The following is a 13,621-nucleotide window of genomic DNA, read 5'->3' on the forward strand; positions in this document are numbered from 1 at the left end:
GCAACGTCGGACAGTACGCCGGCCCAAAGGGCCGACAACACAGGGAGTGACGGCATGACAGCGCTGAAGGCAGGCAATCTTGATCAGTTGAGTGGCGATGTGACGCTGCCTCGATACAACCGTGACGATGTCAGCGTCGGCATCCTTCACTTCGGTGTCGGGGGCTTTCACCGTGCCCATCAGGCCATGTATCTCGATGCGCTGATGAGTGAGGGCAAGGCGATGGATTTCGGCATCTGCGGCGTGGGCGTGATGCCGGGTGATCGGCGCATGCAGGAGGTCCTCAAGGCGCAGGACGGCCTCTATACCCTGGTGCTCAAGCATCCGGATGGTCGCTGGGAAGCGCAGGTGATCGGCTCGATCGTGGATTATCTCTATGCACCCGATGACCCCGAAGCGGTGATCGAGCGACTGGCCAATGAGGCGACCCGAATCGTCTCGCTGACCGTGACCGAGGGCGGCTACAACTTCCATCACGTCACCGGCGAATTCAACTTCGAAACCCCCGAGGTGCTCCACGATCTGGACGCCAGCGCCACGCCGAAAACCTTTTTCGGCCTGATTGTCGAGGCACTGGCGCGCCGGCGGGAGAAGGGCCTTGCGCCTTTTACGATCATGTCGTGTGACAACATTCAGGGCAATGGCGATGTGGCGAAAGAGTCCTTTGTGGCCTTTGCCCGGCGTCGTGATCCGGCCCTTGGCGACTGGATCGAAAGGGAAGTGCGCTTTCCCAATTCGATGGTGGACCGCATCACGCCAGTGACCACCGATGACGATCGCGCCGAGATCAAAAAGCGCTTTGATATCGAGGATGGCTGGCCAGTGGTATGTGAACCCTTTACCCAGTGGGTGCTGGAGGATCATTTCAACCAGGGGCGCCCGGCCTATGACGAGGTCGGCGTGCAGGTCGTCGATGACGTCATGCCCTATGAGCTGATGAAGCTGCGCCTTTTGAACGCCAGCCATCAGGCGCTGACCTATTTTGGCTACCTCGACGGCTATCGCTATGCCCATGAGGTCTGCCAGGACGAGCTTTATGCCGATTTTCTGCTCAACTACATGATTGAGGAGGGCACGCCGACGCTGTCACCAGTACCGGGGGTCGACCTTGATGATTACCGCCGTACCCTGATCGAGCGCTTTGCCAATCCCGAAATTCGCGACACGCTGGCAAGACTCTGCGCCGAAAGCTCTGATCGCATCCCCAAGTGGTTGTTGCCGGTCATTCGCGAGCAGCTCGAGCGGGACGGTGAGATCAAGCGCTCGGCAGCGGTGGTTGCCAGCTGGGCCCGCTACGCCGAAGGTGTCGATGAGCAGGGTGAGCCGATCGAGATCGTGGATCGCATGAAAGATGAGCTTCACGAGATTGCCAGGCGCAATCGGGATAACCCGCTAGCCTTTATCGAAAACCGTGAAGTGTTTGGTGATCTGGTCGACAACGAGCGCTTTGTCGAGGCCTATACGCAGGCACTCACCCGTCTGCATCAACAGGGTGCCCGGGCCACGGTGGAAGCGGTACGCTAACCCATCGCCACGGCAGCATTTTTGGACAGGGAGAGCTCATGTATATCGGCGTGGATTGCGGAACGCAGAGTACCAAGGTGGTGGTGCTGGATGCACAAAATGGCGTCATTATCGGCGAAGGACAGCAGGCTCACGAGCTGATCAGTCGCGAAAGCGGGCGTCGCGAGCAGGACCCCGAGTGGTGGGTCAAGGCCTTTGATTCCGCCTTTCATCAGGCCATCGAAGCCGCCGGGATCGACGCGGGCGCCATTCGCGGCATTGGTGTCTCCGGACAGCAGCACGGCATGGTGGCCCTTGATGATCAGGGCGTGCCGGTCTATCCGGGCAAGCTCTGGAACGATACCGAATCCTCGAAGGAAAACGCGGAATACATTGAAGCACTCGGCGGTGAGAAAGGCTGTCTGGAGAAACTGGGGGTCGTGCCTCAGACCGGTTATACCGCCTCCAAGGTCATGTGGCTGCGTCGGCACCATCGCGATGCCTATGACCGGATTGCCCATATCCTGCTGCCGCATGACTATCTCAACTTTCATCTGACCGGTGAATACACGGCAGAAAGTGGCGATGCCTCCGGCACGGGCTGGTTTGATACCCGAAAGCGCTGCTGGCATGTCGAGGCGTTTTCACATGTGGCGCCCGAGCTGGACCCGGAGCGCGTGCTGCCGCGGCTGATCGAGCCGCATCAGCCGGCCGGCACCGTGCGCCGCGAGATGGCACAGCGTCTGGGGCTGGGCAGCAGCGTGATCGTCTCGGCCGGCGGCGGCGACAACATGATGGGCGCCATCGGTACCGGCAATATTCAGGCCGGGGCGGTCACCATGAGCCTTGGCACCTCGGGCACCATCTATGCCAGCGCCAGCCAGCCGGCGATTACCGACAATGGACTGGTGGCCAATTTCTGCGCCAGTCACGGCGGCTGGCTGCCCCTGATCTGCACCATGAACGTCACCTCGGCGACCAGTCAGTTAAGCCGCGTGCTGGGGCATGACGTCCAGGCCTTCAATGAAGCGGTCTCGCGTGCACCCATCGGCGCCGAAGGGGTCAGGGTGCTGCCGTTTTTCAATGGGGAGCGCGTGCCGATGCTGCCGGACGCCACTGGCAGTTTTCTGGGGCTTTCGGCGCATAACTTCTCGGCAGACAACCTCTGTCGCGCGGTCATGGAGGGCACAAGCTTTGGGCTGCGCTACGGGCTGGATCTGCTGTCAGCGTTTGATATTCGCCCCGATCAGCTGCGTCTGGTCGGCGGCGGTGCCAACAGTTCAGTCTGGCGACAGATGATTGCCGACATCATGAACGTGGAGCTGGTCTGCCCGGTGATTCGCGAGGCCGCCGCACTGGGGGGCGCACTGCAGGCACAGTGGTGCGATGAATACATGCAGGGTCGCAAGACGGCGCTGAGCGATATCTGCCACCATGCGGTTGATATTGACCGATCCACCCTCACATCCCCTGACAGGGATAACGTCTCTCGCTATGCAGATGTCTATGCAGACTATGCCCAAACGCTTAAAGACCGCTATCCTGAAGCTCTGACACGGTAGGATTTACGTTGCAGGCGGTCGCGTACCGCTCGTGCATGAATATCGCGGTCAGTCGATGTTGGCTCGTCGGCTGACCCCAATCGTTACGATGGAGTGATACATGGCAACTCAGCTCGAGTCTCTCAAGGCGCTCTCCAAGGTCGTCGCTGATACCGGTGATCTGGACGCGATCAAGAAATATCAGCCGCAAGACTCCACGACCAACCCGTCGCTGCTGCTCAAGGCCTTCGATCTGGACGGCTATCAGGAGCTGATCGACAAGACGCTTGCCGATGTGAAGCAGGAAACCAGCGGCCAGGATCGTGAAGCACAGCTTGAACACGCGGTGGATCGCTTGTCCGTGGTCATCGGTACTGAAATTGCCAATATCGTTCCCGGGCGTATCTCCACGGAAGTAGCGGCCAAGCTCTCCTTTGACAAGGACGCCAGCATTGAAAAGGCACGCAAGCTGATCAAGCTGTATGACGACGCCGGCATCGGTCGTGACAAGGTACTGATCAAGCTGGCGTCAACCTGGGAAGGCATTCGTGCTGCCGAGGTACTGGAGAAGGAAGGCATTCAGTGCAACCTGACGCTTTTGTTCAGCGACGCTCAGGCGCGTGCGTGCTTTGAAGCCGGCGTGTTTTTGATCTCGCCCTTCGTGGGTCGTGTGACCGACTGGTACAAGCAGCACGATGGCGTTGACACCTATGCCCCGGATGATGACCCGGGCGTGAAGTTCGTCCGCAGCGTTTGTGATTACGCCAGCAACTATGGCTACGACACCGTGGTCATGGGTGCCAGCTTCCGCAATACTGATCAGATTCTGGCGCTGGCGGGGTGTAACCGTCTGACCATCTCTCCGGATCTGCTGGAAAAGCTCGCCAACACTGAAGGTGAGGTCAAGCAGCAGGTGACAGATACCGGTGCCGGCGACAAGAAAGTCGAAAAAATGACCGAAACCGAGTTCCGCTGGCAGCACAACCAGGACGCCATGGCCAACGACAAGCTGGCCGAAGGCATCCGCAAGTTTGCCCAAGATCAGGAAAAGCTCGAAGGCATGATCGAAAAGCGCCTGTAAATACTGCGCTTGAGACTCAAGGGCCGGCTCCTCTGGAGCCGGCCCTTTTTGTGTGGTCATATTATTTTAAAAGCGCGAGAAAGGATGTTTGAGAAAAGATGACGACGTCTGAAAACGATATTGCAGATCTCATGATCGATGAGGCCGTGGTCAACGCTGCCCAAGCGCTGATCAAGGCGCGCCCACGCGCACTGCTGGGGCTGGTCGGTGCGCCGGGCGCTGGCAAGTCCAGCGTCAGCGAAGCCTTGTTGAGCCGGCTGGGCGAGGCGATGCAGGTAGTGCCGATGGATGGCTATCACCTCTCCAATCGTGAACTGGCCCGCCTTGGGCGTGCCGCGCGCAAGGGCGCACCGGATACGTTTGACAGTGCCGGTTACGTGTCGTTGCTGGAGCGGCTTCGCACGCCAGAGACGGATGAAACCGTTTACGCTCCCGGCTTCTATCGCCAGATCGAGGAGCCCATCGCGGCCAGTATTGCGGTATCTCCGCAGACATCGCTGGTGGTGACCGAGGGCAATTATCTTCTGATGGAGGAAACGCCCTGGGATCGCGTCAGGCCGCTGCTTGATGAGGTCTGGTATGTCGAGGTCGACACCCAACTGCGCGAGCAGTGGCTGGTCGAGCGGCATATGCGCTTCGGGCGTAGCGAGGCTGACGCGAAAGCGTGGGTGGCCAGTACCGATCGACCCAATGCCGAGCGCATCGAGGCGACCCGCGTACGTGCCGACCGACGCATTGGCTGGGATGGGGCCTGTATTCGCTTCCTATAAGTAGAAAGACATTTTTTAACACGATGTCACTATTTAGGGGCCCACTTGCGGCCAATGAATGACCGTATCAGTGTGGCTTCAGGTTACAATCCCGGTCAGGCTCTGATGTTCGCATCAGAGCATTTTTTTGAGAGTCACGCTGACACGATTCAGCCAGCTTCAGGAGTTTTCATGGATCATCATGCAGGGCACGCACAGAAGGGGCTTCGCGGGAGAGCCCTGGTCGTTGTGGTGTCGATCATTGCGGCGCTGGGTGGGCTGCTGTTTGGCTATGATACCGGCATCATCGGTGTGGCCCTTCTGGGACTGGCGCGCGATTTTGCGCTCAGCGACACACTCAAGCAGATCGTGACCGGCGCCATTATTCTCGGCGCGCTGGTGGGATGTCTGGGCACCGGGCCGATTTCCGATCGTATCGGACGGCGCTGGTCGATTGCGCTGGTCGGCCTTGTATTCACGATCGGCTCGATCCTGTCGGCGGCGGCCCCCAGCGTGGGCGTGCTGATACTGGCCCGCTTTATTCTGGGGCTGTCTGCCGGTAGCGCCACACAGATCATTCCAGTCTATATCGCCGAGGTCACGCCGCCGGCACACCGTGGCAAGCTGGTGGTGATGTTTCAGTTCATGGTGGTCTTTGGCATCCTGGTGGCCTATCTCACCGGCTATGCGCTGGGGCATCAGTGGCGCTGGATGTTTGCGCTCGGCATTATCCCCTCGGTGGTGTTGATGATTGGCATGCTGCTGCTGCCGGAAAGCCCGCGCTGGCTGCTGGGTAAAAATCGTGAAAGCGAGGCGCTGGGCATCCTTGAGCGTGTGCGCGGTGACAAAAAGGGCGCGCAGCAGGAGCTTGACGAGATCAAGGAGATTTCGGCGCAGCCCGAAGGCACCTGGAAGGATCTTTTCAGCTCCTGGGTACGCCCGGCGCTGATCGCGGGCTTTGGTATCGCGATGTTCTCCCAGATTACCGGTAACAACGCCCTGATCTACTACGCGCCCACCATTCTGAGTGACGCAGGCTTTGGCGACAGCGCCTCAGTGCTGGCCGCCGTAGGCGGGGCAGTGCTGATCAATCTGGCGACCGTGCTGGGCATCTTTCTGGTCGATCGCATCGGTCGCAAGCGCTTTTTGCTGTGGATGGTGCCGGGTTCTGCTGTGGCCCTGTTTGTCATGGGGGCGCTCTTTATCGGTGGCTCGCCGGAAAGTGCAGCAGCACAGTGGACGCTGGTGGGATGCCTTGCCATCTACATGGCGCTCAATTCAAGCTTCGGGGTCTGTCTGTGGCTGATCAATGCCGAAGTCTACCCGCTGTTTGTCCGCGGCAAGGGTGCAAGCGTGGGCGCTTTCAGTCACTGGATCTTCAACCTGTTGATGACATTGACCACGCTGTCGCTGATCAGTGCGCTGGGCACCTCGGGCACCTTCTGGCTGTATGGTCTGATTACGCTGCTGGCGTTGGTATTTATCGTACGCTACGTGCCTGAAACCATGGGACGTTCGCTCGAGGAGATCGAAACGGACCTGCGTAACGGCACCTTTTTCCCGGCCAAACGCAAGAAGGCTTCGAAGGGGTAAGGCGATGCAGTGCGGCACGGACATGAGCCGTGGCCGGACAATAAAAAAGGGCGCCTGCGGGCGCCCTTTTTGTGGTCGTTACGAGCCGGCCTAGTAGGAGGCGCGACGGTACTGACGGTAGCGCGGCCGCCAGAAGTTGGCATCAATCGCCTTGCGAATGGTCTCGTCATCGGTCTCAAGGGCCACGCCATCTTCCTGGGCGCGCCTGGCCACGGCGATAGCAATCTTTCGACTCACTTCCTGAATGTCGGACAGCGGCGGCAGGACAGCACCCTTGCCTTCAAGCGCCACGGGGGAGCAGTCGGCCAGGGCCCTTGAGGCGGCCATCAGCATGCCGTCAGTGATGCGCGACGCCCTGGCGGTAATCGCCCCAAGCCCCACGCCCGGGAAGATATAGGAGTTGTTGCACTGGGCGATGGGGATTTTGCGATCGCCGATGGTCACCGGCTTGAAGGGACTGCCGGTAGAGACCAGTGCCTCGCCATTGGTCCACTCCAGAATCTCGCGCGGCGTGGCCTCGATGCGTGATGTCGGGTTGGACAGCGGCATGACCAGCGGCTCGCGGCAGTGCTGGTGCATGGTCTTGATGACTTCTTCAGTGAAGAGTCCACGCTGCCCCGACACGCCAATCAGGATGGTGGGTCTGGCATTGCGCACCACGTCGATCAGGGCCAGATCACCGTCGCCGGTGTCCCAGTCGCTGATGTCGGCGCGCTTTTGCACCAGACGGCGCTGGAAGTTGACCAGGTTGCTCATGTCATCGGTCAACAGGCCGTAGCGGTCGATCATGAAGATGCGCTTGCGGGCCTCGGCTTCGCTGATCCCTTCTTCCTGCATGGCCAGCACAATGTGCTCGGCGATGCCGCAGCCAGCGGAACCTGCACCGACAAAGGCCACGCGCTGCTCGGAGAGCTTTTCATTTTTGGCCTTGCAGGCCGAAAACAGCGTGCCCAGCGCGACCGAGGCCGTGCCCTGAATGTCATCATTGAAGCAGCAGATCTCGTCGCGATAGCGCTCCAGCAGGGGCATGGCGTGGGCCTGGGCAAAATCCTCGAACTGGATGATGGCGTTGGGCCAGCGGCGCTTGATGCCCTGAATGCACTGATCGACAAATTCGTAGTAGGCCTCGCCGGTGACACGCTCGTGGCGCCAGCCCATGTACATCGGGTCGTCCAGAAGATCCTGATTGTTGGTGCCGACATCCAGCACCATCGGCATGGTATAGGCCGGGCTGATGCCGCCACAGGCCGTGTAGAGCGAGAGCTTGCCGATCGGAATACCCATGCCCCCGATCCCCTGATCGCCCAGCCCAAGGATGCGCTCGCTGTCGGTAATCACGACAACCTTGACGTTGTCCTTGGTGGCGCTGTGCAAGATATCGTTGATGTGCTCGCGGTGGTCATAGGAGATGAAAATACCGCGGTGGGAGCGATAGATCTGGGAGAAGGACTGGCACGCCTCGCCGACGGTAGGCGTGTAGATGATGGGCAGCATCTCTTCGAGATGATCTTCCAGCAAACGGAAAAACAGGGTCTCGTTGCTGTCCTGAATCGAGCGTAGATAGATATGACGATCCAGATCACCTGCCTGCTGAGCATACTGCTGATAGGCGCGCTCGGCCTGCTCCTCGATCGTTTCGATGTTCTGCGGCAAAAGGCCCAGCAGGTTGAACTGAATACGTTCTTCAAGCGAAAAGGCACTGTCCTTGTTGAGCAGTGGCGTTTCGAGCAGGGTGGGCCCCGAGTGCACGATATAAAGCGGGCGAGAAGGGTTCTGGGACATCGTCATGACTCGCTGTAGACAGGAAAATGAAGAAATATCCCGAACATGATGTACAGGATATCAATGGGGTCGTTCATCGCCGGCGGCGTTTCTACTATAGCCATCTCCAAGAACGCATAGCCATCTCCAGAAACGCCGCGCGGCGCCACCATGGCCCAACGCGCACGTCAGGCCGAATGGATCAGCCGTTCAATGACATCAACAGCAGCGGCAGCATCATGTAAAGCTCGGGATGTGACTCGCCGTTGATACGAAGATCCTGACTGTTCATCTCGACATCCATGCGGTATCGATCCCCCGCGCGCGCCAGCAGCCCTTGCTGCTCAAGCCCCTGAAGCATTTGCTCCGGGCGCGCACTGGGTTCGGACATTGAGATCAGACGGGTGAGCAGCGTGCGGTCCGAGGCCATGTCCAGCGTCAGCTGACCGCGCTCCAGCGCCGTGGCAAGCGGATCACGGCCGCTGTCCAGCGGTCGGAAATTCAGCGCCAGCTTGCCTTCAAGGGACCCCTGAGGCGTATCAAGGCCTGCGATGGTGATTTCGGCCGTGGGCGTGCCCTTCAATGCCTCCAGCAGATATAGCGTCATTATATTCTGCATCTGGCCCGAGACCTGATCATCATCCAGAGAATCATCGACATTGGACAGATCGATCAGCAGGCGACGCGTGGCGTCACGCGGCAGATGTTTGAGCGCCAGCGTCTGGGTGGCGTTATTGATGACCAGCGGCTCGGCAAGCGAGGGGCCCTGCATCAGCAGGTTGCTGACCTGCCAGGAGGCGTTCATCGACAGGCCGTCATCACCGTTGTCACGCAGCTGGCCCTGGCCGTCCAGGCCCAGCTTCAGTGCTACGCCTTCGGCCTTGTCCTGAAGGTTCAACTGGCCCAGTGTAGTCTTGAAACGGCCGTCCCAGAAGTTGTCCATTTTGGGCCAGTCGGGGCCGCCGGCGCCGTTGCTGTCCATCTTCAGCGCATTGAGCGTCAGCGTGGCGTCGTCACTTTGAAAGTTCAGGGAGGGAATCGACACACTGGAGGCGGTGCGGTTGTCCGCAAGGCGGTAATGGCCGTCCATACCGCCCCAGGTCAGGCGCGCGCCGGGGCTTTCGGGCACGTCGGTCTCATCAAAGGCTGGTGAGTGCCAGTCGATATTGACGTCATTGCCAAAACCTACGGTGGTGTTGGCTTCAAGCGCCGGCTGGTCACCGAAATAGTGCGCCACCGCGTTCTGGTGCTCGCCAAAATCAGGGGTGCTGTCGATCCGTGCCCAGCCAAACCCCCAGGGGCCATGTGTAATGTGGTGATGCACCTCGACCTGCCATGGGCCATCTTCGGTATTGATCACGGTCCGGGTTACGGCGTCGGACGTGCGCCAGCCCCGATCATATTGCGTCACCTCGGTAGGCGCGCCGGCCGAGATCTGCGTCATGGCTTGGCGAAATTCCTGCTCGATACGCTTGCCGGTATACCAGGGTGCTGCAACGCCTGCCGCCACAATGATGACCGCCGCGGTACCGATAATGCCCGTTGTCTTGCGCATGAAGATCCCTGAACGTTGGTAGGGTGTTATTGAAATATCAGTGTTTGGCGCCGGTCACGGCTTATTGACCTGTCGGATGCCATCGGCGTCGATGATGATCAGCCCCTGCTTGTAGAGACCACCGATAACCTTTTTGAAATTGCCCTTGCTCACACCGAACGTGCGCTGGATCAGGGCCGGGTCGCTCTTGTCGCTGATGGCCAGTGTGCCGCCGGCCTTTTGCAGCCGCTCGAGGATCTGCTCGGCCAGTGGTTCGGCCAGCACTTCACGGCGGGGCTGAAGACTCAGGTCTACCTTGCCATCATCGCGAATCTGGCGGATATAGCCTTTGGTCCGGGTACCCATGCGCAGCGGACGAATCGCCTCGCTTTTGTGCAATAGCCCCCAGTGGCGATGGTTGATAATGGCATTGAAGCCGAGATCCGTCGGGCCGGTGATGATGAGGTCGACTTCCTCGTCCCGGGCATAGTCGGCCGGTTCGGAACTCAGGTGCCGGTCCAGTCGCATCGAGGCGGTAATGCGTTGAGTGCGGTCATCCAGATAGGCAACCACCACGCAGCGATCGCCCTGACGCAGTGGCCGGCTCGTGTGTTCTTCAAAATGCGGCAGCAGCAGATCCTTGGGCAGCCCCCAGTTTAAAAAGATGCCGACCGGGGTGCGCTCGACCACTTCCAGCACGGCAAACTCACCGACCTGGATTTTGGGGCGCTCGGTGGTGGCAATCGGGCGGTCTTCGCTGTCGAGATACAAAAAGACCCGCAGCGAGTCGCCCGGTTCGGTCGAGATACCTCGCGGGATCTGGCGCGTCGGCAGAAGAATATCGCCCAGCGAGCCGCCATCGAGAAATAGCCCGATGGACGACGTTCTGAGGATTTCAAGCGTATTGAAACGGCCCATTGCCGGCATGGTCACGCCCCGTGCATAAAGTAAAAGTGCCATGTTAACGCAAACGCATCGATGGCGGGCAGGGGAAGGCTGTCCGCGGCACATGACTTGTCACGACCTCGCGGCAGTGCAATGATTTTCCCCGGGAGATGGCATGCCTCCTGAAGCGTTTGCTTCAAACCATCGCGTTCTGCCACGTCGTGATTAATGATGCCTGCTAACGCACCCGGGGTGCGGGCGCAGGCGCGTGCCGATACGACGTCTCTGCTCGCCCCTCGATATTGTCAAGAACTTCGAGGAGTGCTGCATGTGGTTTTCCATTCTTGCCATCGGCCTTGGGGCGGCGCTGGGCGCCAACCTGCGCTGGGCGTTGTCACTGATGCTCAATGCGCTGTTTCCACCTCTGCCGCCCGGAACACTGGTGGCCAATCTGCTGGGCGCCTGGCTGATCGGGATTGCCTTTGCTCTGTTTAATCTTCTGCCGGAACTGAGTCCGCACTGGAAACTCTTTATCGTGACCGGCTTTCTGGGCGCGCTGACGACCTTTTCGACCTTCTCGCTTGAAATCACCGGGCAGCTGCAGGCCGGTCGCTATCTGAGTGCTTTGGCCGGTATCAGCGCCCATCTTGTCGGTTCACTACTGATGACGGCACTCGGTATGGCCTGCGTGGCGATTGTGCGGCAGTGGCTACGGTAGGTCGCACCGGGGATATATGACAGCGTTGCAATAAAACTGACATATTTCGTTGATAACCTGGCGTTGCATTAAAGCAGCCGCGCCTTTTATGACAGGCCGGCACGATAATCATCAGGGCGCCTCGTGCGTCCTGGCGCAAGGGAACCGGAGCAATCTGATGATCAAGCAAGTCGCTGCAGCCTTCATCGCTACCTCGCTGGCGGCCACCGCCTCGGCCGCTACCATCACCGGCGCCGGGGCCACCTTTCCCTATCCGGTCTATTCACAGTGGGCTGATGGCTATCAGGACGAGACCGGCAACGGACTCAACTATCAGGCCATCGGGTCCGGTGGCGGCATTCAGCAGATTACGGCTGGTACGGTGACCTTCGGGGCCAGCGACGCGCCGATGACGCCGGAAGAGCTCAAGAAAAACAATCTGGTCCAGTGGCCGCAGATCATGGGTGGTGTGGTGCCCGTCGTGCACGTGGAAGGGGTAGACAACGGTGCGCTGCGTCTGGATGGCGAGACACTGGCCGACATCTACCAGGGCAAAATCACCACCTGGAACGATGATGCCATCTCACAGCTCAATCCCGACCTGACGCTGCCCGATACCAAAATCACCCCGGTCTATCGCGCGGAAGGCTCCGGCACCAACTTCCTCTTTACACATTATCTGGCCCAGGTCAGTGACTCGTTTAAAAACGAGATTGGTGAAGGCAAGTCAGTGGCCTGGCCGGCCGGTGTCGGGGCCAAGGCCAATGGCGGTGTGGCCAATCAGGTCAGTGGCATCAACGGCGCGATTGGCTACGTCGAATCCGCTTATGCCGAGCAAAACGATCTGAACGTGGCGCAGCTGAAAAACCAGGCCGGCAAGTTCGTGGCGGCCAACAGCGATTCCTTCCAGGCCGCCGCCGCCAATGCTGACTGGAAAGATGCCGAGGGCATGTATCTGGTGCTGACCAATCAGCCGGGGGACAAGAGCTGGCCGATCGTGGGCGCCTCTTTCATTCTCATGCACACCGAAGTGGATGACGCCAAGGCCGCTGGTGACGCGCTTGCCTTCTTTGACTGGTCATTTAAAAACGGCGGCGACATGGCCACCGATCTGAACTACATCCCGATGCCGGACAGTGTGGTCAGCATGGTCAAGCAAAACGTCTGGTCGCAGATCAAGGACGACAGCGGCAAGGTCATCTGGCAGCCATAAGCCCCGTTAAACCGATGTCTCGGGCCGGGGCCATGTGCTCCGGCCTCTGTCCACCTGAAAATCCTTACGTTTTTATGCACAGGTACGCGCCATGACGACCGGCAGCAGCGTCACACCACAGGCCGCAGAGGGCGATCGGATGCAAAAGCTGTCGGCAAGCGGGCACGAGCGGAGCGCGCTCAAGCGCAACGGTCTCGTGGATCGGGTATTTGAAATCACGACCAGAGGCTCGGCACTGCTGGTGCTTTTGCTTCTGGGCACCATTACCGGCTCCCTGATACTGGCCGGCTGGCCGGCTCTGTCGGAGCTGGGGCTGTCCTTTTTTACCGATGACCGCTGGGCAGCCAACGTCAATCGTTTTGGGGCGCTACCAGCCATTTACGGCACGCTGGTGACCTCTTTGATCGCCATCGCCATCGCCATTCCCGTGTCGCTGGGCATCGCGATCTTTCTGACCGAAATCTGTCCGCCGAAGCTGCGCCGTACCATTGGCACCATGGTCGAGCTTTTGGCGGGCGTACCGTCGATCATCTATGGCATGTGGGGCATGGAAGTACTGGCGCCGTTTCTACAGTCCCATTTCCCGTCGGTATTTCCAGCCGGTACCGGACTGACAACGGCCGGGTTGATTCTGGCCATCATGATCATCCCGTTTATCACGGCCGTGACCCGCGATGTGATGAATACCGTGCCATCGATCATGCGCGAGTCGGCCTACGGACTGGGCTGCACCACCTGGGAGGTCGTGCGTCACGTGATCTTTCCGTCGGTGAAGGCCGGGATGCTGGGCGGGGTGATTCTCGGGCTGGGTCGCGCGCTGGGAGAAACCATGGCGGTGACCTTCGTGATCGGCAACAACCTGTTTTTGAACGCCACGGTGACCGGGCAGGGCACCTCGATTGCTGCCCTGATCGCCAATCAGTTTTCCGAAGCCGATGGCCTGCAGCGCTCTGCGCTGCTGCTGCTGGGCCTTGTCCTGTTTTTGATCACCTTTGCCGTACTGGCGCTGGCCCGTTTCATGCTCAATCGCATGAACCAGCGGGCACCGTCATGAAGGAGGCTGT

The 13,621-nt window shown here is 59.6% G+C and carries 11 protein-coding genes and 1 riboswitch; of the genes, 8 read left to right on the forward strand and 3 right to left on the reverse strand.

All coding sequences use genetic code 11. The annotated features are described in order from the left end of the window. Positions 1–54: 54 nt before the first annotated feature. The 5 genes from KSP9073_RS10300 to KSP9073_RS10320 all read left to right on the forward strand — a co-directional run bounded on the left by KSP9073_RS10300 (position 55) and on the right by KSP9073_RS10320 (position 6,467). Entirely contained in the window at positions 55–1,524 is a 1,470-nt protein-coding gene (locus tag KSP9073_RS10300) for a mannitol dehydrogenase family protein (protein ID WP_108842897.1), read from the forward strand. Between the two features lie 38 nt (positions 1,525–1,562). Next, positions 1,563–3,065, forward strand: coding sequence for a xylulokinase (gene xylB / locus KSP9073_RS10305; RefSeq protein WP_108842898.1), 1,503 nt, complete (start codon positions 1,563–1,565; stop codon positions 3,063–3,065). A gap of 100 nt (positions 3,066–3,165) precedes the next feature. Then, positions 3,166–4,125, forward strand: coding sequence for a transaldolase (tal, locus tag KSP9073_RS10310; protein ID WP_108842899.1), 960 nt, complete (start codon positions 3,166–3,168; stop codon positions 4,123–4,125). A gap of 98 nt (positions 4,126–4,223) precedes the next feature. Beyond that, positions 4,224–4,895, forward strand: coding sequence for a nucleoside/nucleotide kinase family protein (locus KSP9073_RS10315; RefSeq protein WP_108842900.1), 672 nt, complete (start codon positions 4,224–4,226; stop codon positions 4,893–4,895). A gap of 171 nt (positions 4,896–5,066) precedes the next feature. Continuing rightward, entirely contained in the window at positions 5,067–6,467 is a 1,401-nt protein-coding gene (locus KSP9073_RS10320; RefSeq protein ID WP_108842901.1) for a sugar porter family MFS transporter, read from the forward strand. 90 nt (positions 6,468–6,557) lie between these two features. Here the strand turns inward: KSP9073_RS10320 and KSP9073_RS10325 are convergent, their stop codons facing one another. The 3 genes from KSP9073_RS10325 to KSP9073_RS10335 form a co-directional block, all read right to left on the reverse strand. Continuing rightward, entirely contained in the window at positions 6,558–8,249 is a 1,692-nt protein-coding gene (locus tag KSP9073_RS10325) for an NAD-dependent malic enzyme (RefSeq protein ID WP_108842902.1), read from the reverse strand. Between the two features lie 181 nt (positions 8,250–8,430). Beyond that, complete coding sequence (locus KSP9073_RS10330) at positions 8,431–9,783, reverse strand: DUF945 family protein (protein ID WP_108842903.1); 1,353 nt, start codon at positions 9,781–9,783, stop codon at positions 8,431–8,433. A 54-nt stretch (positions 9,784–9,837) separates the two neighbouring features. Continuing rightward, positions 9,838–10,722, reverse strand: a complete 885-nt coding sequence (locus tag KSP9073_RS10335; RefSeq protein ID WP_243409192.1) for a CvfB family protein — start codon at positions 10,720–10,722, stop codon at positions 9,838–9,840. An 82-nt stretch (positions 10,723–10,804) separates the two neighbouring features. Beyond that, a riboswitch (Fluoride riboswitch) is annotated at positions 10,805–10,892 on the forward strand. Between the two features lie 83 nt (positions 10,893–10,975). Between KSP9073_RS10335 and crcB the strand changes: the two genes are divergently transcribed. From crcB to pstC, 3 genes are all read left to right on the forward strand, one after another. Next, on the forward strand, positions 10,976–11,365 hold the full coding sequence (crcB, locus tag KSP9073_RS10340) for a fluoride efflux transporter CrcB (RefSeq protein WP_108842904.1): 390 nt from the start codon (positions 10,976–10,978) through the stop codon (positions 11,363–11,365). Positions 11,366–11,522: 157 nt separating this feature from the next. Next, a complete protein-coding gene (gene pstS / locus KSP9073_RS10345; RefSeq protein WP_108842905.1) occupies positions 11,523–12,557 on the forward strand; it encodes a phosphate ABC transporter substrate-binding protein PstS in 1,035 nt (344 codons plus the stop codon). Positions 12,558–12,648: 91 nt separating this feature from the next. Beyond that, positions 12,649–13,611, forward strand: coding sequence for a phosphate ABC transporter permease subunit PstC (gene pstC / locus KSP9073_RS10350; protein ID WP_243409193.1), 963 nt, complete (start codon positions 12,649–12,651; stop codon positions 13,609–13,611). The last annotated feature ends 10 nt before the right edge of the window (positions 13,612–13,621 follow it).

Source organism: Kushneria phyllosphaerae, from assembly GCF_900312995.1.
In the GTDB taxonomy this organism is placed as follows: Bacteria; Pseudomonadota; Gammaproteobacteria; order Pseudomonadales; family Halomonadaceae; genus Kushneria; species Kushneria phyllosphaerae.